We start from the raw sequence: 22,336 nt of genomic DNA on the forward strand, positions 1-22,336 counted from the left end.
GAGGAATCCCGGTGACCGGGATCCATCCGTCAGTCATTGCGGACAGCAGCGAAGATACGCGCCGGACTGCCGAATTACGTTGTCGCGCCGACCAGATTCTCCCCGCGCAGGCGCTGCGAGATCACCTGGGTGATCCCGTCGCCGCGCATGCTGACGCCGTACAGCGCATCGGCGATCTCCATGGTCGGCTTCTGGTGGGTGATGACGATCAGCTGGCTTTTCTCTCGCAACTGCTCGAACAGTCCGATCAGGCGGCGCAGGTTGGTGTCGTCCAGGGCCGCCTCGACCTCGTCCATGACATAGAACGGGGAGGGGCGGGCCCGGAAGATGGCGACCAGCAGCGCCACCGCGGTCAGCGACTTCTCGCCACCGGAGAGCAATGACAGCCGCTTGACCTTCTTGCCCGGCGGGCGCGCCTCGACTTCCACTCCGGTGGAGAGCATGTCGTTCGGGTCGGTGAGCAGCAGCCGCCCTTCCCCGCCGGGGAACAGCTTGCTGAAGACGCCGACGAATTCGCGCTCGACATCCTCCCATGCCTCGGTGAACACCTGCAGGATGCGGGCATCCACCTCGGTGACCACGTCGAGCAGATCCTGTCGCGCTTTCTTGACATCCTCGAGCTGGGTGGCCAGGAAGTTGTAGCGTTCCTCGAGCGCCGCGAACTCTTCCAGCGCAAGGGGATTCACCTTGCCGAGCGTGGTGAGGTCCTTCTCGGCACGTTTGGCCCGGCGCTCCTGGGTGGCGCGGTCGTACGGCATGGGCTGCGGTTCGGTGACCTGTTCACCGCGTTCCTTGGCCTGCTCGTACTCGATCAGTTCCAGCGCGGTCGGCGGCATGAGCGTGTCCGGACCGTATTCGTTGATCAGATCCTCGAGCGCGAGTCCGAACTGTTCGGAGATATTCGTTTCCAGCTGTTCGATGCGCAGTGCGGCCTGCGCGCGGGCGACCTCGTCGCGGTGCACGGCATCGGTGAGCTGGGCCAGCGCCGTATTGAGCGCGCGTGCGCGCTCCTTGGTCTGGTCCACCTGCGCCGCGAATTCGGTACGGCGGCGCACCAATTCGTCACGGCGGACGGCGGCCTGCGCGACGACCTTCTCCAGTTCCGCCGCGACCTTCTCGGCGGATTCGGCCACCACGGCGGCGACCGCGGAGGCCTGCCGGCGGGCGGCGTGCTGGCGTTCGGCGCGGGCCCGGTTCTCGCGTTCGGCGCGGGCGGTGCGGCGCAAGCCATCGGCCTTGCCGCGCACCGATTCCGCGCGTTCCTCGGCGGTGCGCACGGTGAGCCGCGCCTCCACCTCCATGGAGCGGGATTCGGCGAGAGCGGCGGCAGCCTGTTCACGGGCGTATCCGGCGGTCTCGGTGCTCTCCGATTCCGAGCCGATACCGGACTGCTCGTCTTCGACGTGCCGCAGCCGGTCCTCCAGCTCCGCGAGCTTGGTGAGGGTCTCTTCGCGCCCGGCCTCGGTCTCGGCGCGCTGTGCGAGCAGGCGTTCGCAATCGCGCTGGGCGTTCCGGGCAGTCTGCCCGAGCCGTCCGAGCCTGTCGTAGATGGCCACCAGCGACTGATCGGATTCGTGCAGCGCCAACAACGCGTGATCGACGGCTTCGCGGCGGTCGGTCTGCTCGGCGAGCGCGCCCGCGAGCGCAGCCTCGAGTTCCTCGGCCTGGCGCTGCCAGTTGGCGAGTTCGATTCCGGCGGAGTCGATCTCGGCTTGCACCTCGAGCTGGCTCGGCGCGCGATCGGAACCGCCGAGCACCCAGCCCGCTCCGGTGAGATCGCCCTCGCGGGTGACCACCCGCAGTTCCGGGCGGGCCGCGATGACCTGCGCGGCGGCGTCGAGACTGTCGGCGACGGCAATGCCGGTGGTGAGGGCGGCGATCGCGCCGCGCATGTGATCGGGGCAATCGACGACCTCGGCGAGCCAGCGCGCCGCACCCGGTAGCTCTCCCCCGGCGCGTGTATTCGCCTGCGCGGCACCGCCGTACACCAGCGCGACGCGCCCGCCGTCGGCTTCCTTGAGCGCGCGCACGGCGGCGTGCGCGGACGGCCCGGTATCGGCGGCTACCGCATCGGCGAGCGGCCCGAAGGCGGCGGCCACCGCGGCCTCGAACCCGCCGTGCACCCGAATGAGCCCGGACAGCGGGCCCAGCAGCCCGTCGCTGCGATGTTCGAGCAGCCAGGCCGCGCCGTCGCGGCGCGCCAGGCCCATGGTGAGGGCTTCGATGCGCGCGCCCAGCGAGGCGACCCGTTTACCGGCTTCGCGATCCTTCTCGCGCAGCTCGGTGACGCGCGCATCGGCACTGTGCAGTGCCTCGGCGGCGTGTTCGTACTGCGCGTCGAGGCCCTCCTCGCCCGCGTCGAGCTCGTTCAATTCCTCTTGTACCGATTCGAATTCGGTGTCGGCGGTCGAGCCGCGCTCCCGGGCCTCGGTAATGGAGGCCGAGATGCGAGTGATCTCCCCGTCGACCGACTGCGCACGCGAGCGCAGCGTGTCTACCTGGCCCGACAGCCGGGCGAGACCCTCGCGGCGGTCGGCGATGGCACGCACTGCGGCCAGGTGCGCCTGTTCAGCGGCCTTGGCAGCTTGTTCGCGGTCGTAGAGCTGATCTCGCGCGGCTTCCAGAGTGGCCGTGGCCATTTCGACCGTTTCGAGAAGTTCGGCCTCTTCGGCCTCGACCCGCTCGGCTTCGCGCTCCAGTTGCTCCGGATCGCGTCCCGTACCGGTGGGCTGTTCGATCGTGAGATTGCGCGCGCGATCGCGAGCAATCCGGATAGTGGCGTTGACACGCTCCGTCAGCGCCGAGAGCTGGAACCAGGTCTGCGCCGCGGCCTCCGCGCTCGGCGTGAGCCGGGACAGCTCGAATTCCTGCTGTGCGAGTGCGGCATTGGCGGCATCCATCTCGGCATGCACATTGACCTGCTGCTCGCGCGCGTACGACTCCTTGCTCTGCTGGCTCTCCAGTTCGCCGCGACGACTCACCAGATCATCGGCGGCCAGCCGCAATCGGGAATCGCGCAGCTCGGACTGCACGGTGGCGGCGCGCCGGGCCACCTCGGCCTGCCGCCCGAGCGGCTTGAGCTGGCGGCGCAGTTCGGTGGTGAGGTCGTTCAGGCGCGCCAGATTCGACTGCATAGCGTCGAGCTTGCGGACCGCCTTCTCCTTGCGCCGGCGGTGCTTGAGCACGCCCGCCGCCTCTTCGATGAAGGCGCGCCGGTCCTCCGGCCGCGACTCGAGGATCGCCGAGAGCCGGCCCTGACCCACGATCACGTGCATTTCTCTGCCGATACCGGAATCGCTGAGCAGTTCCTGCACATCCATCAGACGGCAGGAGCTGCCATTGATCTCGTACTCACCGGCCCCGTCCCGGAACATGCGCCGAGTAATGGAGACCTCGGAGTACTCGATCGGCAGCACGCCGTCGGAGTTGTCGATGGTGAGGGTGACCTCGGCGCGGCCGAGAGCGGCGCGGCCGGAGGTGCCGGCGAAGATGACGTCCTCCATCTTCCCGCCACGCAGCGCTTTCGCGCCCTGTTCCCCCATTACCCAGGTGAGCGCGTCGACGACGTTCGACTTGCCGGAACCGTTCGGCCCCACCACACAGGTGATGCCGGGCTCGAACCGCAGCGTCGTCGCGGACGCGAAGGACTTGAATCCCTTCAGCGTCAGACTCTTCAGATGCACAGCCGCTCAGGTTACCCGCTCTGCCCCGATTGCCCCGGGTATGCCGGGAACGCGTCCGGTTCCCTGACGAGGCCGGCGCGTAGGGTCGGGGGAGTGGGCTGCGTCGCGATCCAGCGGCGCAGAGACTTGCGACACGTCGGCGAGGTGGGAATTCGTCGGATGTCCCTAAGATCAGGTACTCTCTGGGTGTTGCAACTTTTGGTTCTCACAGACTTCAGTACGCGCCTGCTGACCATCACGCAGGCGCGCATTTGTGTTTCCAGTGATTCCTGACGGGGTCATTACAGCGACATCAGATCCGTAAAGTGCGGGTCGCACCAAAACAAAGAGGAGAGTCAATCGTGGCTACCGGTACCGTGAAGTGGTTCAACACCGAAAAGGGCTTCGGCTTCATCGAGCAGGACGGTGGCGGCCCTGACGTGTTCGCCCACTACTCGAACATTGCCGCACAGGGCTTCCGCGAGCTCCAGGAAGGCCAGAAGGTCTCCTTCGACATCGCGCAGGGCCAGAAGGGCCCCCAGGCCGAGAACATCACCCCTGCCTAAGTTTTAGCAGGTGATCGAACGGCGGCCCGGCGTATCTGATACGCCGGGCCGCCGTTCGTTGCAGGCCCGGTAGGGCGATAGCGGTACTCACCGCTCTCCCCACCGGGCCTTTGTCATGCCTCGACAGGGCCTGGCCGCCCGGCGATTACCTGACGATGACAGTGAGGTTGTTGCCGCCAGACCTCGAGCAGCGGGGCGAGGAGAACCGTGGGAGCGAGCCAGGCGACGAGTTCCCAGGGGCCGTAGAGCGGGCCGTCGAGAGCGAAGGCCACGACGACGGTGGCGGTGACCAGCGCGATGTAGGAGCCGCCGAGGCCGTGAACGTAGACGTGAGTCCAACCGCCGGGGCGGCCGGTCGCATAACGACCGAGGACGGCGAGAGCTACGGTCAGCAGCGAGACCGGGACCAGCCACCAGAGATCGGTGCGCTTCCAGATCACCAGGCCGATGGCCGTAATGGCGACGGCGACAACGATTCCCAGGTACCACGCGCCGAGGTCCCGGGACCTGCGCCAGCGGCGCGCGTCGGCCCAGGCGAGGACCGGGCCGAGCAGCAGACCGGCGATTCCCGCGACGATATGGATGCCGAGTAGTTCCGGATATCCGACCATGGCCAGCTACCGCACGGGATGGTGACGGCGGTGATGCTGGTTCCAGGCTCCCGATTCCCAGCCCGTGAGCATGCGGAAGACCAGGACCGCACCCCAGGGGCCGATGACCCACATCGGCCAGGGATAGGTGAATTCGCCTGTGGCCAAGGAGATTGCGGCCCAGATGGCGACGCAGAGCAGGCTGACGCCGAGCCAGGCGCTGACTTCTATGCGCTGCCAGATCGGGATGCGGGTGCCGGAGCGTCCCGGCGCGGTGGCGGGTTTTGTCAGGCGGGGTAGATCGCCCAGTACCAATTGCAGGTCTTCGATAGTGGCGGTGCCGTAGACCCGGCCGAGGCGTTCGTTGTATTCGGTGAGGTCGAGACGCCCATCGGCCATATGGCGGCCGAGCGCATCGGCGACCTGTGCACGTTCGGCGTCGGAGGCGCGGGTGCCCGAGGTGATGTCCATGTCGATCCTCTCGACAATCTTCCAAAGTGGAATATCTCACTCCAGAATAAACCTCCACAATGGCATGTCAACAGCGTCAAGTGAGGGCGGGTGCCAGCACATTTGCCAGCGAGGGTGAGGCAGTGAGATGGTTGGGGCCAGTTCTTCGCACAAGAGGAGTTTTTGTGGACCTCGACTGGTCGCCCGGTGATCTGGCGTTTCGCGATGAAGTGCGCCACTTCCTCGATGAGAATCTGACCCCGCGGCTGCGGCGGGCCGGGCGGCTGGCCACCAGCGTGTACCCGGACCACGAAGCCAGCATGGAGTGGCAGCAGATCCTGCACGCCCAGGGCTGGGCCGCGCCCGCGTGGCCGGTGAAGTACGGCGGCCGCGACTGGAGCCTCACCCAGCACTACATCTTCGGCCGCGAATGCACGCTCGCGGGCGCACCGAACCTGTCCCCCATGGGTATTCGGATGGTCTCGCACGCCATCATGGCGTTCGGCACCGGGGAGCAGAAGGACTTCTTCCTGCCGCGCATCCTCACCGGCGAAGTCTTCTTCTGCCAAGGCTATTCGGAGCCCGAGGCCGGTTCGGACCTCGCCTCGCTGTCCATGGCGGCGGTCGAGGACGGCGAGGATCTGGTGATCACCGGCTCCAAGATCTGGACCACCCATGCCACCGAGGCCAATTGGATCTTCGCCCTGGTGCGCACCTCCCGGCAGGCCAAGAAGCAGCAGGGCATCACCTTCCTGCTGATGCCGATGGACGCCGCGGGCATTACGATCCGGCCGCTGGTCATGACCTCCGGTGAGCAGGTGCAGAACCAGGTCTTCTTCGATCAGGTGCGGGCGCCGAAGGCGAATGTGCTGGGCCGCATCGACGATGGCTGGACCGTCGCCAAATTCCTGCTCAATTTCGAGCGTGGCGGCGGCGCGGCGGCACCGGCGCTGCAGGTGATGGCCGAGGAGCTGGCGCAGGCCGCGCAGACCCAGCCGGGGCCGAATGGCGGTGCGCTGATCGATGATCCGGCATTCGCCGCACAGCTGGCCGATGCGCGGATTCGCGCGGATGTGCTGGAGATCCTCGAATACCGCACGCTGGCACTGGTTTCCAGCGGAAAGGATCCGGGTCCGGCCGCCTCCACCATCAAGATCCTGGGCACCGAATTGAGCCAGGTCCTCACCGAACTGGCCCTGGAGGCCGCGGGCCCGCGCGGTCGCGCATACCAGCCGCACGCCACCATGCCGGGCGGCCCGATCGCTGACTTCACGCCGCCCGCAGACGGTTTCGTCAGTGGTGAGGAATGGCAGGCGGTCGCGCCCATGCGGTATTTCAACGACCGCGCCGGCTCGATCTACGCCGGCAGCAATGAGATTCAGCGCAATATCATCGCCAAAGCGACCCTGGGACTGTAGCCATGGACTTCTCCTTCACCGCTGAACAAGAACTGCTCCGCGACACCGTCACGGAGTTCCTCGCGGCCCGCTACGAACTCGAAAGCAGCCGCGCCGCAGCCCGTGTCGGGGCAGGGTGGCAGCCACAGGTCTGGCGCGGACTGGCCGAGGAGGTCGGCATCCTGGGCGCGGCGCTGCCCGAATCGGTCGGCGGCATCGGCGGCGGCCCCGTCGAGACGATGATCATCGCCGAAGCGCTGGGCGGCGCACTCGTAGTCGAGCCGTACATCGACACCGTGGTCGTGGGCGGCGGCCTGCTGCAGCGCGCCACCGGTAAGCGCGCCGAAGATCTGCTCTCCGGCATCACCGAGGGCGCGGTCATCACCGGATTCGCCGCCCTGGAAGCACAATCCGGCTACGACTACACCAATGTCGCGACCATCGCCCGCCGCGACGGCGACGACTGGCTGCTCACCGGCAGCAAGTGCGTGGTCACCTCGGCCCCGCTCGCCACCCATCTGCTGGTGACCGCCGTGGCCGACGGTGAAATCGCCCTCTTCGTAGTCGATTTCGACCCTGCCGCCCCGCCCACCGGCCTCACCGTCGAACCGTTCCGCACCATCGACGAACGTCCCGCCGCCGACCTCACCTTCGAAAACCTGCGCCTCCCAGCAGATTCCCTGCTGCTGGCGAATGCGGGCGAGGCCCTGGCCGCCACCCTCGACGAGGCCATTGCCGCCGTCGCCGCCGAAGCGGTGGGCATCATGCGCAAGGTAGTCGCCGACACCGTCGAATACACCAAACAGCGCCACCAGTTCGGCGTCCCCATCGCCAGCTTCCAAGCCCTGCAGCACCGCATGGTGAATATGCACCTGGAGCTGGAACAGGCAATAGCCGCAACATATCTGGTGACCCTGAAACTGACCGCCGACCCCACCGAGCGGGCCAAGGCCGCCGCAGCGGCCAAGGTAACCATCGGCCGCGCCGCCCGCCTCATCGGCCAGGAGTCGGTCCAACTACACGGCGCCATGGGCATGACCGAAGAACTCCCCATCGGCCACTTCTTCAAGCGCCTCACCGCAATCCAATACGAGTACGGCACCACCGCCCACCACACCACCCGCTACGCAACACTGACCCGGCCGTAACCGCCCGAACCACGGTTACGGCCCACCCAGGCCCCAGGGGTGGGGCCGACGCGACGGCCGGGCTCCCGCGACGCAGTTCCCTGCGGTGCGGGAGCCCGGCCGAAGCGTTGCTACGACGTGACCCGCAACACACCCGCAACTCGTCACGTCGGGGTGGGGTATCTCGTCCAATGGATGTACCGAATCGATCGGGACGTCACGAAGGGACGAGAACATGTCACGAATGAACCTGGCAGCGGTCGCGCCCGAGGTCTACAAGGCGTGGATGGCCGCTGAGGTCGCGATTCGGCGCGGGCCGCTCGATGCGACCGTGCGAGAACTGGTGAAGATTCGCGTTTCGCAGATCAACCGCTGCCTGTTCTGCATCGAGATGCACACCACCGAGGCGCGCAAGGAGGGTGAGACCGAGAAGCGTATCTATCACCTCGATGCCTGGCGTGAGTCCGACCTCTTCACCGATGCCGAGGGTGCGGCCCTCGAATATGCCGAAGCCGCAACAGAGCTCGGCGTCCACGGGGTGAGCGACGAGATCTGGGCAGCCGTCGAAAAGAACTTCGACGAGGGTGAGCGCGGCGGCTTGGTCGCCATCACCGCTCAGATCAACATGTGGAACCGGCTAGGCGTACCCCTCCGGATGTACGACGGGCAGTAATCCTGGACGACTACTCGTCCGAACCCGCACGCCCACATTCGGAACGTACGTCCAATGCCACCGGAAACCCTTGAAGTCCACCAGGATTGCCTCGTTCGCCTACCGACCGGCAGGGTGCCTGCATCGGCCGAATGGGACCGGCGGTAGTACCGGTTCACCCAGCGCTGCAGTCCAACACGCGGGCATGCAAGGGTGAAACCGCTGCGGCCGCATGCCGATGCCGGAACCACGCGCGTATTCTTTGACGGAATTCTGTCTTGCGGTGTGCCGGGAAGTCTGGTCGGCGTGCGGCCCGAAGCCTCGGGTCGTGCGGTTCGACGTGGGAGCTTCGGTGCGGCGTCTGTATTCGATCTTGACGTATTCTCTTCGCGTGATACCCCGGCGCAGCGTCGTATCCTGCAGTTATGCATGCCGCTCAGATGGCCGAGGAATACCCGATGATCGACCTGGACTCCGACGCGATGGACGCGGCGCGACTATTGGCCGAACACCGACTACCGGGCATCCTGGTGACCGATGCCCAGGGCGCGCCGCATTCGGTGCTGCCGGCCTCGCAGGTGGTGCTGTTCATCGTGCCGAAGTATGTGCAGGACGATCCGTCGCTGGCCGGGGTGCTCAACGAGAGCATGTGCAATCAGGTGGCGAATCGGCTGCGCGGCAAGAAGGTCCGCGATGTGATTCCGGAGCGGCTCACCAAGATTCCGGCGGTGCAGGCGGACGACAATACCGTCGAGGTGGCGGCGTTGATGGCACGGTACAAGACGCCGCTCATCGCGGTGCTGGACGGCAAGAAGCTGCTCGGCGTGATCACCGCGTCGCGGCTGCTCGAAGTGGCGCTGACGCACTGACCCCGGCGCGGTCCACGTGACCGCGGTGGCCGTAGCGGTCTTCACGATCGCGTACATCCTGATCGCGACCGAACGCGTCCACAAAACCATTGCCGCGCTGACGGGCGCGGGTGTGGTGATCGCGCTCGGTGTCATGGACTCCGACGATGCCTTCTACTCGCACGAAACCGGCATCGACTGGAATGTCATCTTCCTGCTGCTCGGGATGATGGTCATTGTCGGAGTCCTGCGCCAGACCGGCGTCTTCGAATGGGCCGCCATCTGGGCGGCCAAGCGCGCCAAGGGTTCCGCACTGCGGGTGATGATCCTGCTGACCCTCATCACCGCCACGGCATCGGGCTTCCTCGACAATGTCACGACGATATTGCTCATCGCCCCGGTGACCATGCTGGTGTGCGAGCGCCTCGATATCCCGCCCGCGCCGTTCCTCATCGCCGAGGTGCTGGCCTCCAATATCGGCGGCGCGGGCACCCTGATCGGCGATCCGCCCAATATCATCATCGGCAGCCGGGCGGGCTTGTCGTTCAACGACTTCGTAGTCAATATGACCCCGATCGTGCTGATCGAACTGGCCGTTTTCACCCTGCTGCTACCGCGCTTGTTCCGCGGCTCGTTCACCGTCGATCCCGACCGTGTCGCCGACATCATGGCGCTGAACGAGCGCGAGGCCATTCGCGATCCGAAACTGCTGATCAAGAGCGCGGTCGTGCTGGCGGCGGTATTCGCGGGCTTCTTCGGGCAGCCGCTTTTCCATCTCGAACCGTCCCTGGTGGCATTGCTCGGCGCGGGCGCGCTGGTGCTGATTTCGGGTTTGCCACAACGCGATTACCTGGCCGCCGTGGAATGGGAGACGCTGCTGTTCTTCGCCGGTCTGTTCGTCATGATCGGGGCACTGGTGAAAACCGGTGTGATCGGGCGACTGGCGAAATACGCGACTGAGCTCACGGGCGGCAATGCCCTGGTCGCCACCATGCTCATTCTGGTGGTCTCGGCGGTGCTCTCCGGCGTCATCGACAATATTCCGTACGTGGCCACCATGAGTCCGCTGGTAGCGCAGCTGGCGGGCACGGTCGGCAATGAGAGTCAGGCACATGCGCTGTGGTGGGCGCTGGCATTGGGCGCGGATTTCGGCGGCAATCTGACGGCCGTGGGCGCGAGCGCGAATGTGGTGATGCTCGGTATCGCGCGGCGCTCGGACCATCCCATCTCGTTCTGGGAATTCACTCGCAAGGGCATCGTAGTGACGGTGGTCACCATCGTGGTAGCTGCGCCGTATCTGTGGCTGCGGTATTTCGCCTTTGCCTGAGCACCCCTGCCAACTGGGACGAAGGGCACATTCAGGTCAAGATATGTGTGGCGATTGGCAAATTCCGCGTTGCCGATACAAGAATAGTCGCCGCCATGTCCTTATCCAGCACCGAGCAACCCACGCCCAGTACGCCGGACAGCGACCCGCAGGCCGCACCGGCGCCGAGCCGAGGTCCCGGCGCGTATCGGCACGATCTGGACGGCCTGCGCGGTATCGCCATCGCCCTGGTCGTCGCCTTCCACATCTGGTTCGGACGGGTCTCCGGCGGCGTCGACGTCTTCCTGGTGCTGTCCGGTTTCTTCTTCGGCGGCATGCTGCTGCGCCGCGCCGACCACGGCCCGGTGGGCGTCCCCGCGACCATCCGGCGGACGCTGCGCCGCCTACTACCCGCGATGGTGGTGGTGCTGGCCGCGGTCGTCGTCACGGCGGTAATCCTGCTCCCGCACACCCGCTGGTCCGATATCGCGGGACAGACGCTCGCCTCGCTGTTCTACTACCAGAACTGGTATCTGGCACTGTCCTGGTCGGACTATCTGGCCGCCGATCCCTCGGTGAGCCCGCTGCAACATCTGTGGTCGATGTCGGTGCAGGGCCAGTGCTATCTGGGCATGCTGCTGCTCATCGCACTGCTGGCCTGGTTCTGCCGCCGCGCCGGACGCCCCGAACGACTGCGACTGGCGACGGCCGTGCTGTTCACCGGTATTGCCGTGGCCTCGTTCTGGTATGCCGCACAGGGTGTTTCGACACAGCAGGGCTGGAACTACTACGACACTGTCGCCCGCGCCTGGGAACCACTCGCCGGTGCGCTGCTGGCCATTGCCGCTCCCCTGGTCAAACTCCCGAAGCCGGTGCGCGAGATATTCGCCTGGGCCGGTATCTCCGCGATCGTGGCCTGCGGCTGGGTGTTCAACGGAGTCATGGTGTTTCCGGGCCCGGCCGCGCTGCTGCCGGTGGCCGCGACCGCCGCGCTGATCCTGGCCGGCGCCGGGCAGGACACCGCCGATCAACCGGTCGTCAACCGCCTGCTGGCCACCGCCCCCATGGTGGGGCTCGGCGGCTTCGCGTACGCGCTGTACCTGTGGCACTGGCCGATGCTCATCTTCTATCTGGGTGAACGGCACGAACGCGAGGCCGGCGCGCTCGGCGGGCTGATCATCATCGCGATCTCGTTCGTGGTGGCCTACGGCATCCACCGCTTCGTGGAGGAACCGCTGCGGCTGCGCTCCGGCCCGATCCTCCCGTCTCGCACGCGCATGCTCGCCGGGGTGGCGGTCTCGACCGTCGGTGTGCTGCTGCTGGGTTCGACGCTGGCGTGGCAGTGGAGCAATAGCGCGAAGGCCCATGCCGTGGGCGAACTGGACCCGGCGAAGTACCCGGGCGCGGCGGCCCTGACCGATCACGCGCTGGTACCGCGCGCACCCATGCGACCCACCACCGAAGAGGCCCCCGCCGATATCGCCTACCCCACCCGGGACGGCTGCATCGCCGACTTCGACAATCGCACGGTCATCACCTGTACCTACGGCGATGCGAATGCCCATCACACCTTGGCCGTGGTCGGCAATTCCCATGCCGAGCACTGGATTCCGGCACTGCAGATCCTGGGCGAGAAGTACCGCTTCCGCATTGTCGTGTACTTGAAGATGGGGTGTCCACTCACCGTCGCCGACGAGGACCCCATGTACAAGGGCCAGCACAATCCGGACTGCCGCGACTGGTCGCACGATGTGATCGAACGGCTCGGCGCCGAACGCCCCGACTTCGTCTTCACCACCGGCACCCGCCCTGCGGACAATGGCGGGGACGAGGTTCCGGACGATTACCGCGATGTGTGGTCGGCGCTGTCGGATCGCGGCCTGCAGGTGATCACCATTCGGGACACCCCGTGGTTGCGCCGCAACGGTATTCGCTATCGCGCCATCGACTGCCTGGCCTCGGGCGGCAATCGCATGGAATGCGGTATGAAGCGCCCGGACGCGCTCAATGCGGTGAACCCCGCCATCGCGGCGGCCGCGGGGCTGCCCAGTGTGCACAATATCGACCTGAACAATGCCGTCTGCGAACCGACCGTATGCGCTGTGGTGGAAGGCAATATCCTCGTCTACCACGACGAACACCACCTGACCGCAAGCTATTCACGCTCCCTCGCACCGGAACTCGACCGCCAGCTGCAACCCATTCTCGGCTGGTGGTGACCGAGCCCCTCGAACCGGATCCCCGGCCGGCGAGCGGCCCCCTGCGCCGCCCGGCCGCCTGTACACCGTGAACAAGCCTGGGCCACAGCCACTGTCGTCGAGGACTGCGGCTGTGGCCGAGGTGATTCAGCTGTGGCCGAGCTGATTCACCGGTCGCGGACTGCGTCGGACTGCTCGTACAGTTCGACCCACACCGCGAAGCTGGAGAGCAGCTCGACTGTGCGCCAGCCACTCTCGGTCAGCCGGATCGGTCCCTGGAATTGCAGCGACTCGTCCCAGCTGCCGACGCCGTCGGTGGCGACCAGCCCGTACGCGGCGAGCACTCGTAGCACTCGCGCCGCGCCCTGGCGGCGCATGCCGAGCGCGCCTCGCAATTCATCGACGGTCTGCGGCTCCTGGGCCAGCAGGTCCAAAAGCTCTACCACCCCACGGTGATTCACCAGCTCGCGCAGTGCGCTCAGCTCGTACGCCTGGTTGTCCATCGAACCGCTGCCTCACCTTCGGGGCCGAATCCTTGCTTGTCTCAACGCTATTCGCAGGCCGGACCCGGCGGCAGCTGCCTTGACGGGGCTCATGCGGCGCACCTGCGCATATTTACCGAATCCATACAGTCGCGTGCTGCGGACGGCGCAAGAGCCGCAGTCCCTTTCCTGTGCGGAAGTGACTGCGGCCCTTCGCGGCCGACCTCTGCGGTGGTCAGCCGTTGCTTGCGGTTACCCCGGGGTGATCAGCCCTTGAACGGGTACTTGCCGTCGAGATCAAGGTTGAGCTCGACCACGTTCACCCGCTTCTCACCCATGAAGCCGAGCGCCCGGCCGTGCGTATTGGTATCCACCAGCGCCCGAACCTGATCCGCGGAGATACCGCGGGTCTCGGCGACCCGTGCGACCTGGATGGCCGCGTACTCCGGCGAGATATCCGGGTCCAGGCCCGAAGCCGACGCGGTGACCGCATCGGACGGAACCGCCGTATCGACCGAGGCATCGCCCCGGATCGGCACGATCTGGCCCGCCGAGTAGTCCTCGCCGCGCTTGGCACATTCGACCTTGACGCCCTCATAGGCATCCTGGAACGGCTTGGTCACCGATCCATCGGTCGCGCAGGCCTCGTTGACGCTGATCACCTGCGACGGGTGCACGACATTGCCGTGCGCGTCCCGCGGCCCGATGACCGAGAGCACCGAGCCGACGCCGCCGGAGGTGCAGAACGGCCGGCTGCCGTCCACACCCTCGAGGGTGGCGACCGCAGCGCTGCGCGCGCACACCGTGGTGAGCAGGCTGGCCTTGTCCTTCTTCGGGTCGCCGGCGTCCAGCGAATCCACCACGGACTCCGGGCCCATATTGCCGAACGCGGTGTTCGTCGGGTCGTAGCCGTCGGGAATGCTGCCGTCGGTCGGCGCGGAGTTGGACGGACGGGTCTGGAAGTACTGGTTCAGCGCCGTGCCCTTGCCGTCGGTGTACGCCTGACCGATCAGGCTGCTACCGACGGTCTTACCGTCCTGCTTCAGCAGGGAACCCTCTGCCTTGTCCTTCAGACCGGGCAGCTGACCGACACCGAGAACCACGGCGGGATAGATGATTCCGGTGATGACGGTGAGCACCAGCAGCGCACGCAGCGCCGCGATGTGTTGCCGGATCCAGGTTGACATACGCATTAGGACATCCCCGGGAAGAATTGGATGACAAGGTCGATGAGCTTGATCCCGATGAACGGCGCGACGATGCCGCCGATGCCGTAGACAAGGAGATTGCGGCTCAACAGCTTCGACGCACTCGAGGGCGTGTAGTTGACTCCTCGCAGCGCCAGCGGAATCAGGCCCACGATGACGAGGGCGTTGAAGATGACCGCGGACAGGATCGCCGACTGCGGGCTGTGCAGTCGCATGATGTTCAGGACGTCCAGGCCCGGGAACAGCACCACGAACATCGCGGGAATGATCGCGAAGTACTTGGCGATGTCATTGGCGATCGAGAAGGTGGTGAGCGCGCCACGGGTGATCAGCAACTGCTTACCGATCTCCACGATCTCGATGAGCTTGGTCGGATCCGAATCCAGATCGACCATATTGCCGGCTTCCTTGGCCGCCGACGTACCGGTGTTCATGGCGACACCGACATCCGCCTGGGCAAGCGCGGGAGCGTCATTGGTGCCGTCACCGGTCATGGCGACCATGCGGCCACCCTGCTGCTCCTTGCGGATCAGCGCCAGCTTGTCCTCGGGAGTGGCCTCGGCGAGGAAGTCGTCCACGCCGGCCTCGTCCGCAATCGCCTTGGCGGTCAACGGATTATCGCCGGTGATCATGACGGTGCGGATGCCCATCTTGCGCATCTCGTCGAAGCGCTCGCGCATGCCCTGCTTGACAACATCCTTGAGGTGGATGACGCCGAGCACGCGGGGCTTGCCCTTGACGACCTCACCGACGACCAGCGGCGTACCACCGGAGGCGGAGATGCCGTCCACTGCCTGGCCGAGTGCGTCCGGGACCTCACCGCCCTGCGACCGCACCCATTCGGTGACGGCGCTGGCGGCGCCCTTGCGCAGCTGATGCCCATCGGACAGGTCCACACCCGACATGCGGGTCTGGGCGGTGAATTCCACCCAGTTGGCGCCGGTCAGTTCACCTGCGGTGCGCTCCCGCTTACCGAACGCCGTCTTGGCGTACACCACAATGGAGCGACCCTCGGGGGTTTCGTCCGCGAGGCTGGAAAGCTGTGCAGCATCGGCCAATTCGTCCGCGGTAATACCGGGTACGGGCACGAAGTCCGCGGCCTGACGGTTACCGAGGGTGATGGTTCCGGTCTTGTCCAGCAGCAGGGTATTGACGTCGCCGGCGGCCTCGACGGCACGACCGGACATGGCCAGCACATTGCGCTGTACGAGCCGGTCCATACCGGCAATGCCGATGGCGGACAGCAGCGCGCCGATGGTGGTCGGAATCAGGCAGACCAGCAGCGACACCATGACGATGCCGGTGACGCCGTTGAGGTCCAGCGCCTGGTTGTCCGGCACACCCGGGTTGTTCATCTTCGAGAAGATGGCCAGCGGCTGCAGGGTCGCCACCGCGAAGACGAAGATGATCGTCAGCGCGGCGAGCAGGATGTTCAGCGCGATCTCGTTCGGCGTCTTCTGCCGGCTCGCGCCCTCGACGAGCGCGATCATCTTGTCGATGAACGAACCGCCGGGCTCCTGGGTGATCTTGACGACGACCCGGTCCGACAGCACCGTGGTGCCACCGGTCACGGCCGAGCGGTCACCACCGGACTCACGGATCACCGGCGCGGATTCACCGGTGATGGCCGATTCGTCCACGGAGGCAATGCCTTCGACGACATCACCGTCACCGGGGATGACCTGTCCGGCTTCGACGACCACATAGTCGCCGCGCTGCAACTGCGGTGCGGGAACGCTCTCCTCCACCACACGGGCACCGGGCGACCAGTTCGCCAGGCGACGAGCGACGGTGTCGGTCTTGGCCTTTCGCAATGCATCCGCCTGCGCCTTGCCGCGCCCCTCGGCGACGGCTTCGGCCAGATTGGCGAAAATCACTGTGAGCCAGAGCCATACGACGATCGCCCAGGCGAAGAAGGTCGGGTGAGTGATTGCCAGGATGGTGGACCAGACAGCGCCGATCTCCACGATCAGCATGACCGGATTGCGCCACATAATGCGCGGATCCAGCTTCTTACAGGCATCCGGAAGCGCCTTGATCAGCATCTTCGGGTCGAACGCCCCGCTCGCGACGCGCCCCTTCGGGACGTCGTGCGCTTCCGTCACCGGTGCGGAATCGATTGTGGGAGTGGTCATGAGTGGATTCCTTCAGCGAGCGGCCCGAGCGCCAGCATGGGCAGGAAGGTGAGCGCGACGAGAATGACCGTCACACCCGCGACCATGCCGACGAACTGCGGCCGGTGCGTAGGCAGGGTGCCCTCGGATTCCGGGGTGAAGCCCTGCTTCGCCAGCGAACCGGCCAGCGCCAGCACGAAGATCATGGGGACGAAGCGGCCGAACACCATGGCCAAACCCAGTGCCGTGTTCCACCATTGGGTGTTTCCGGACAGACCGGCGAACGCGGAACCGTTGTTGTTGGCCGCGGAGGTGAACGCGTACAGCACTTCCGATAATCCGTGCGGCCCACTGTTGGCCATGCCAGCCCGTTCACCCGGCAGTGCCATCGCAATGGCGGTGCCGGTCAAGGCGATCAGCGGCGTGACCAGGAAATACGTAGCGGCGAGCTTGATTTCCTTCGGCGTGATCTTCTTGCCCAGGTACTCCGGGGTACGACCGACCATCAGGCCGGCGACGAACACTGTGATGATGGCGAGAATCAACATGCCGTACAGGCCCGAGCCCGTACCACCCGGCGCGACCTCACCCAGCTGCATGTTGAACATGGTCATCATGCCGCCGAGGCTGGTGTACGAATCGTGCGCGGAGTCCACCGCACCGGTCGAGGTCAGCGTGGTCGCGGTGGCGAAGGTCGCCGAATTCGATACGCCGAAGCGGCTTTCCACGCCCTCCATGGATGCGCCGATGGCACTCGGCACGGTGCCGTGGTGCTGCAGCTGCGTGATGTTCATGACGGTGACGCTCAGGATCGCCAGCACGCCCATGACGGCGGCGATGGCGACGCCCTGCTTCTTGGAACCGACCATGCGGCCGAAGGTGCGCGGCAGCGAGAAGCTGATGACCAGCAGGAGGAAGATTTCCAGCCAGTTGGTCCACGCGGTCGGGTTCTCGAACGGGTGCGCGGAGTTGACATTGTAGAAGCCGCCACCATTGGTGCCGAGTTCCTTGATCGTCTCCTGGCTGGCAACGAGTCCACCCGGCAGGGTTTGTGAACCGGTGTTGCCGACCGTTGTCGCGACCTGGTCGTACATGTGCAGATTCTGGATCACACCACCCGCGACGAGCACGATGGCGAACAGGATCGCCATCGGCAGCAGAATGCGGGTGGTTCCCCTCACCAGATCCACCCAGAAATTGCCGAGATCGCCGGCGCGCCGGCGCGCGAAACCACGCACCAGCGCGACCGCGACCGCCATGCCGACGGCGGCGGAGACGAAGTTCTGCACCCCGAGGCCCATGGCCTGCACGAGGTGGCCCATCGTCGACTCACCGGCGTAGTTCTGCCAGTTCGTATTGGTGACGAAGCTGATCGCGGTGTTCCACGCCAGATCCGGGGTCATCTTGGTGCCCGGATTGTTCTGGTGCAGCGGCAGTTTGCCCTGCAGCAGCTGCATGAAGAACAGGAACAGCACGCTGACGGCCGAGAAGGCCAGCACACTGCGGGCGTAGACCGCCCACGTCATCTCCACGCCGGGCTTGACGCCGATGAGCTTGTAGATGCCGCGTTCGGCCCGGGAATTCTTCTCGCCGCTGTAGACCCGGTACATGTAATCGCCCAGGGGCACATGAACCAGGGCCAGCGCGACAATCAGGGATATGACGAAGATGATCCCCGCTGTAGTCGTACTCACCTAGAACCTCTCCGGGTAAAGCAGCGCCGCAATCAGATAGATGGCGATCGCGATGGCCAGGACCAGACCGATGATGTTCTGAGTCACAGCCGTTCCACCCCGCGTTGGATCAAGCCGAACAGGGCGAAAATCGCCACGGTCAGCACTGTGAAAACGACGACGGACATCTCTTCGAAACCTCTCTCTACATGCCGCACCTCAGATGCGACGGGAGTGAGTCAAACGCTCGTTTGGTCCGATTTCGAGGGCCTTTACGCTCTCTTAGCGTCTCAAACGGGCGCATTGACGTTCCGCTTACAGACGTTCCCGGAGTGTCGGACGCGCTCCGTCAACATCCGGCGTAATGCCGTAAAGAAACCGTCAGGACCAGGCATTTCGTAGTTGATCTAGTTGACGGGTTCGGATACAGCGGCCGGGGTATCCGGCGTAACGGGTCGGCGAATCCTCGTGTCGGACCGCCGTACCGCCGCATGCCGTCCGTAATCTCGGGCAGGCCGACGAGAGGGGATGCCGCAATGTTCGAACGTGCGCTGCAGAAGTCCGTGGAAATGGTGATCCGCGGTGGAACGGGGATACAGGCCCCGCTGGCGGCGAAGTATGTCGGCAGGCTGCGCCGCAAGCACCCCAGCCGTTCGCCCGAGGACATTACGCAGGGCCTGGAGTGGCGATACCTGACCATCGTCACCGTCAGCGGCACGGTCGCGGGTCTGAGCGCCGCGGTTCCGGGCGTGGGCACGCTGATCGGATTGGCCGTCAGCGGTGTCGAATCGGTGTTCTTCCTGGAAGCCTCCGCGCTGTACGCGGCCTCGATGAGCGCGGTGCACGGTATGGAGTCGCTGCCACCGAAACAGCGGCGCACGCTCATCGCCGGTGTGGTCCTCGGCGAGGCGGGCTCGGAAATGCTCGGCAAGAGCGCCAGCCAATCGGCCCGGGACTGGGCCACCGTGGTGGCCGACAAACTTCCCGTCGTCCGCAATATCGACAATGCGATGGCGAAACGGTTCATCGGCGGCTTCATCGTCAAGCGCGGTGTCCTCATGTTCGGTAAGACGCTGCCCGCCGGAATCGGCGCGGTCATCGGCGGTGTCGGCAACCACGCCCTGGGCAAGACTGTGATCACCAACGCACACAACACATTCGGTTCCGCACCCGAGAATTGGGCCGATAGGAAAGCGGAAATCACCGCATCCACTTCGGTCTAGGCGCAGCATTCCGGAACCGGGCGCACACATGCCGTCAACATCGGCTGGGGATTCGTAAAGAAACCGTCAGTACCGAGCTATCGACCCAGGTCAGCGGTAAACAAAGGGAGACCCGGCCGGCCGTTCGGCGGGGTCGATCATTCCGCCTGAACAAGGAGACGACCGTGCCGCATCTCGCCGTGAGCCTGATAGTGATATTCGGGTTCCTGGGTGCCGCGCTGTGCCTGCGGGTGCTCGCCAATTCCGTGCCCGCTCGCACCCCCGTCCGCGCGGCCGAGCCCGAGCTACGCGCGCGGCACGCAATGATGAACGAGTGAAACGCGGCCAACTACGGATCTATCTGGGTGCAGCCCCCGGCGTGGGCAAGACCTTCGCCATGCTGTCGGAGGCGCATCGCCGGCTCGAACGCGGCCGCGATGTGGTCGCGGCCGTCGTCGAGACGCACGGACGATCCAAGACCGCGGAAATGCTGGCCGGTATCGAGCGCATCCCGCCCCGGATGATCGAGTACCGCGGGACCACCATGCCGGAACTGGATGTCGAAGCAGTGCTGCGACGTCATCCCGCGGTGGTGCTCGTGGACGAGCTGGCGCATACGAACGTGACCGGAAGCAAGAACGAGAAGCGCTGGCAGGACGTGCAGGAGCTGCTCGAGGCCGGGATCGACGTGGTCTCGACGGTCAATGTGCAGCACCTGGAGAGTCTCAACGATGTGGTCGAGCAGATCACCGGGATCGTGCAGCGAGAAACCGTGCCGGACTGGGTCGTTCGCTCCGCGGATCAGGTCGAGCTGGTGGACATCACACCGGAAGCCCTGCGCCGCAGGATGTCTCACGGCAATGTCTACGCCGCCGAGAAAGTGGATGCCGCACTGCGCAATTACTTCCGGCCCGGCAATCTGACGGCTCTGCGCGAACTGGCGCTGCTGTGGCTGGCCGATCAGGTCGATTCGGCGCTCGCGAAATACCGTGCGGACCACAAGATCACGGCCACCTGGGAGGCGCGCGAGCGGCTGGTGGTGGCCGTCACCGGTGGCGCCGAATCGGAGACCATCCTGCGCCGCGCCAGCCGCATCGCCGCCAAATCCAGCGCCGAGCTGATCGTGGTGCACGTCGTGCGCGGTGACGGCCTGGCCGGGGTATCGGCGCAGCGCTTGACCCGGCTGCGCGAGCTGGCGACCGGTCTGGGCGCCAGCCTGCACACCGTCACCGGAGAGGATGTGCCCACGGCGCTCCTGGATTTCGCACGACAGGTGAACGCGACCCAGCTGGTGCTGGGCACCTCGCGGCGCTCCCGCTGGGCCCGCGTGCTCGATGAGGGCATCGGCGCCAATGTGGTGCAGCAGTCGGGAAAGATCGACGTGCACATGGTCACTCACGAGGAATCCAATCGCGGCTTCCGCTGGTCGTCGCTGACCCGTAAGGAACGCAGCCTCGGCTCCTGGTGCGCCGCGGTACTGGTGCCGTCGCTGATCTGCACGGTGACGTACTTCTGGCTGGATCGCTGGTTGGACCTCGGCGGCGAGAGTGCGCTGTTCTTCATCGGCGTCATCGCCGTCGCCCTGTTCGGCGGTGTGGCTCCGGCGGCGCTGTCGGCACTACTGGGAGGCCTGCTGCTCAACTGGTACTTCACCGCGCCCCGCTACAGCCTCACCATTGCCGAGCTGGACAACTTCCTCACCATTGTGGTGATGCTGCTGGTGGCGGTCGCGGTGGCTGCGCTGGTGGATGTGGCGGCCAAACGAACACGGGAGGCGCGCAAGGCATCCCGGCAGGCCGAGCTACTGGCGCTGTTCGCGGGCTCGGTGCTCAGCGGTGCGGATCTGCAGGATCTGCTGGACCGAGCGCGCGAAACCTACGGGCAGAACGCGGTCAGCCTCGTCACCGACGAGGGTGTTGTCGAGTCGGTGGGCGAGAACCCGCCGCACCGAGTGATCGACGCCGAAACCGCTGTCGAAGCAGGCGATGACATCCACTGGCTGCTGCTCAGCGGACGCCAGGTGACCGCCGGCGACCGCCTGGTGCTCGGCGCGGTGGCCAATCAGGCTGCGGGACTGGTGAATCAGAAGAAACTGCAGGCCGAAGCGAGCTCAGCGCAAGCGGTGGTGGAGACCGACAAGCTGCGCCGCGCCCTGCTGTCTGCGGTCAGTCACGATCTGCGCACCCCGCTGGCGGCGGCCAAGGCCTCGGTATCCAGCCTGCGCAGCAATGATGTGGAGTTCTCCCCCGAGGACACCGCCGAATTGCTGGAGACCATCGAGGAATCGGTGGATCAGCTGACCGCACTCGTCGGCAATCTGCTCGACTCCTCGCGGCTCGCGGTCGGGGTGATCAAACCCCAGATGCGCCGCGTCTACCTCGACGAGGTGGTGCATCACGCGCTCATGAGCATGGGCACCCGCGGCTTGCGGCGCACCGCCATGAACCGGGTGAAGGTGGAGGTGGGCACGGTCTCGGTGCTGGCCGACACCGGACTGCTGGAACGCGTGCTCGCCAATCTCATCGACAATGCGGTGCGCTACTCCCCCAGCGACACGCCCGTGCGGGTGACCGCAGAACCGACCGGCAAACGGGTCGCCATCACGGTCGTCGACGCCGGTCCCGGCGTACCGACCGGTATGGAAGATCAGCTGTTCGAGCCCTTCCAGCGGCTCGGCGACCGCGACAACTCGACCGGCGTCGGCCTCGGCCTATCGGTGGTCCGCGGATTCGTGGACGCCATGGACGGCACCGTGCACGCGGAACCCACCCCCGGCGGAGGGTTGACAATGGTGATCGAACTACAAGCTTGCGACGAGTCGCAGCCTTGCGAGGAACAGGAGATCGGGTGACGAAGCCGGC

18 protein-coding genes are annotated in these 22,336 nt (G+C 65.9%); 10 read left to right on the forward strand and 8 right to left on the reverse strand.

The genetic code is table 11. From position 1 onward, the window contains the following. Nucleotides 1-74: 74 nt before the first annotated feature. A complete protein-coding gene (gene smc, locus JWN03_RS42340) occupies nt 75-3,683 on the reverse strand; it encodes a chromosome segregation protein SMC (protein WP_297628057.1) in 3,609 nt (1,202 codons plus the stop codon). 341 nt (nt 3,684-4,024) lie between these two features. Between smc and JWN03_RS42345 the strand changes: the two genes are divergently transcribed. Next, nucleotides 4,025-4,228, forward strand: coding sequence for a cold-shock protein (locus tag JWN03_RS42345; protein WP_297628059.1), 204 nt, complete (start codon nt 4,025-4,027; stop codon nt 4,226-4,228). 113 nt (nt 4,229-4,341) lie between these two features. Here JWN03_RS42345 and JWN03_RS42350 read toward each other — a convergent pair whose 3' ends face one another. Together JWN03_RS42350 and JWN03_RS42355 are read right to left on the reverse strand one after the other, a co-directional pair. After that, on the reverse strand, nt 4,342-4,839 hold the full coding sequence (locus JWN03_RS42350; protein WP_297628061.1) for a hypothetical protein: 498 nt from the start codon (nt 4,837-4,839) through the stop codon (nt 4,342-4,344). A 6-nt stretch (nt 4,840-4,845) separates the two neighbouring features. Next, nucleotides 4,846-5,289 (reverse strand): DUF1707 SHOCT-like domain-containing protein, encoded by a 444-nt coding sequence (locus tag JWN03_RS42355; RefSeq protein ID WP_297628063.1) that lies wholly within the window; start codon nt 5,287-5,289, stop codon nt 4,846-4,848. Between the two features lie 164 nt (nt 5,290-5,453). Here JWN03_RS42355 and JWN03_RS42360 point away from each other — a divergent pair, with 164 nt between their 5' ends. From JWN03_RS42360 to JWN03_RS42385, 6 genes are all read left to right on the forward strand, one after another. Then, on the forward strand, nt 5,454-6,686 hold the full coding sequence (locus JWN03_RS42360; protein WP_297628065.1) for an acyl-CoA dehydrogenase family protein: 1,233 nt from the start codon (nt 5,454-5,456) through the stop codon (nt 6,684-6,686). 2 nt (nt 6,687-6,688) lie between these two features. Then, a complete protein-coding gene (locus tag JWN03_RS42365) occupies nt 6,689-7,813 on the forward strand; it encodes an acyl-CoA dehydrogenase family protein (RefSeq protein ID WP_297628067.1) in 1,125 nt (374 codons plus the stop codon). A gap of 214 nt (nt 7,814-8,027) precedes the next feature. Next, nucleotides 8,028-8,465 carry a carboxymuconolactone decarboxylase family protein gene (locus tag JWN03_RS42370; protein WP_297628069.1) on the forward strand — a complete coding sequence of 146 codons (438 nt, stop codon included), beginning with the start codon at nt 8,028-8,030 and terminating at the stop codon, nt 8,463-8,465. 404 nt (nt 8,466-8,869) lie between these two features. Then, on the forward strand, nt 8,870-9,313 hold the full coding sequence (locus tag JWN03_RS42375; protein ID WP_297628070.1) for a CBS domain-containing protein: 444 nt from the start codon (nt 8,870-8,872) through the stop codon (nt 9,311-9,313). Nucleotides 9,314-9,329: 16 nt separating this feature from the next. Then, complete coding sequence (locus JWN03_RS42380; RefSeq protein ID WP_297628072.1) at nt 9,330-10,619, forward strand: ArsB/NhaD family transporter; 1,290 nt, start codon at nt 9,330-9,332, stop codon at nt 10,617-10,619. A 95-nt stretch (nt 10,620-10,714) separates the two neighbouring features. Then, nucleotides 10,715-12,817 (forward strand): acyltransferase family protein, encoded by a 2,103-nt coding sequence (locus JWN03_RS42385; RefSeq protein WP_297628073.1) that lies wholly within the window; start codon nt 10,715-10,717, stop codon nt 12,815-12,817. A gap of 146 nt (nt 12,818-12,963) precedes the next feature. Here the strand turns inward: JWN03_RS42385 and JWN03_RS42390 are convergent, their stop codons facing one another. The 5 genes from JWN03_RS42390 to kdpF all read right to left on the reverse strand — a co-directional run bounded on the left by JWN03_RS42390 (nt 12,964) and on the right by kdpF (nt 18,381). Then, nucleotides 12,964-13,299, reverse strand: a complete 336-nt coding sequence (locus tag JWN03_RS42390) for a hypothetical protein (RefSeq protein WP_297628075.1) — start codon at nt 13,297-13,299, stop codon at nt 12,964-12,966. Between the two features lie 245 nt (nt 13,300-13,544). After that, a complete protein-coding gene (locus tag JWN03_RS42395; protein WP_297628077.1) occupies nt 13,545-14,471 on the reverse strand; it encodes a potassium-transporting ATPase subunit C in 927 nt (308 codons plus the stop codon). Beyond that, nucleotides 14,471-16,621: a potassium-transporting ATPase subunit KdpB gene (gene kdpB, locus JWN03_RS42400; RefSeq protein ID WP_441343165.1), complete on the reverse strand. Its 2,151-nt coding sequence runs from the start codon at nt 16,619-16,621 to the stop codon at nt 14,471-14,473. The genes JWN03_RS42395 and kdpB overlap by 1 nt, the downstream gene beginning before the upstream one ends. Next, on the reverse strand, nt 16,618-18,294 hold the full coding sequence (kdpA, locus tag JWN03_RS42405) for a potassium-transporting ATPase subunit KdpA (protein WP_297628079.1): 1,677 nt from the start codon (nt 18,292-18,294) through the stop codon (nt 16,618-16,620). The genes kdpB and kdpA overlap by 4 nt, the downstream gene beginning before the upstream one ends. Continuing rightward, nucleotides 18,295-18,381, reverse strand: a complete 87-nt coding sequence (gene kdpF / locus JWN03_RS42410) for a K(+)-transporting ATPase subunit F (protein ID WP_297628092.1) — start codon at nt 18,379-18,381, stop codon at nt 18,295-18,297. A gap of 428 nt (nt 18,382-18,809) precedes the next feature. Between kdpF and JWN03_RS42415 the strand changes: the two genes are divergently transcribed. The 3 genes from JWN03_RS42415 to JWN03_RS42425 all read left to right on the forward strand — a co-directional run bounded on the left by JWN03_RS42415 (nt 18,810) and on the right by JWN03_RS42425 (nt 22,326). Beyond that, entirely contained in the window at nt 18,810-19,496 is a 687-nt protein-coding gene (locus tag JWN03_RS42415; protein ID WP_297628081.1) for a hypothetical protein, read from the forward strand. Between the two features lie 164 nt (nt 19,497-19,660). After that, nucleotides 19,661-19,813 (forward strand): hypothetical protein, encoded by a 153-nt coding sequence (locus tag JWN03_RS42420; protein WP_297628083.1) that lies wholly within the window; start codon nt 19,661-19,663, stop codon nt 19,811-19,813. Beyond that, the gene (locus JWN03_RS42425; RefSeq protein ID WP_297628085.1) at nt 19,810-22,326 is read left to right on the forward strand and encodes a sensor histidine kinase; all 2,517 of its coding nucleotides are present in this window, start codon (nt 19,810-19,812) and stop codon (nt 22,324-22,326) included. The genes JWN03_RS42420 and JWN03_RS42425 overlap by 4 nt, the downstream gene beginning before the upstream one ends. Nucleotides 22,327-22,336: the final 10 nt, after the last annotated feature.

It is taken from the genome of Nocardia sp. (genome assembly GCF_025465275.1).
GTDB lineage: Bacteria > Actinomycetota > Actinomycetes > Mycobacteriales > Mycobacteriaceae > Nocardia.

What these genes read in the sequence shown, in the direction of transcription:
- JWN03_RS42350 (WP_297628061.1), bottom strand. Translation starts at nt 4,839, where the DNA reads ATGGTCGGATATCCGGAACTACTCGGCATCCATATCGTCGCGGGAATC.
- JWN03_RS42355 (WP_297628063.1), bottom strand. Translation starts at nt 5,289, where the DNA reads ATGGACATCACCTCGGGCACCCGCGCCTCCGACGCCGAACGTGCACAG.
- JWN03_RS42365 (WP_297628067.1), top strand. Translation starts at nt 6,689, where the DNA reads ATGGACTTCTCCTTCACCGCTGAACAAGAACTGCTCCGCGACACCGTC.
- JWN03_RS42370 (WP_297628069.1), top strand. Translation starts at nt 8,028, where the DNA reads ATGTCACGAATGAACCTGGCAGCGGTCGCGCCCGAGGTCTACAAGGCG.
- JWN03_RS42375 (WP_297628070.1), top strand. Translation starts at nt 8,870, where the DNA reads ATGCATGCCGCTCAGATGGCCGAGGAATACCCGATGATCGACCTGGAC.
- JWN03_RS42385 (WP_297628073.1), top strand. Translation starts at nt 10,715, where the DNA reads ATGTCCTTATCCAGCACCGAGCAACCCACGCCCAGTACGCCGGACAGC.
- JWN03_RS42390 (WP_297628075.1), bottom strand. Translation starts at nt 13,299, where the DNA reads ATGGACAACCAGGCGTACGAGCTGAGCGCACTGCGCGAGCTGGTGAAT.
- JWN03_RS42395 (WP_297628077.1), bottom strand. Translation starts at nt 14,471, where the DNA reads ATGCGTATGTCAACCTGGATCCGGCAACACATCGCGGCGCTGCGTGCG.
- kdpB (WP_441343165.1), bottom strand. Translation starts at nt 16,621, where the DNA reads ATGACCACTCCCACAATCGATTCCGCACCGGTGACGGAAGCGCACGAC.
- JWN03_RS42415 (WP_297628081.1), top strand. Translation starts at nt 18,810, where the DNA reads ATGTTCGAACGTGCGCTGCAGAAGTCCGTGGAAATGGTGATCCGCGGT.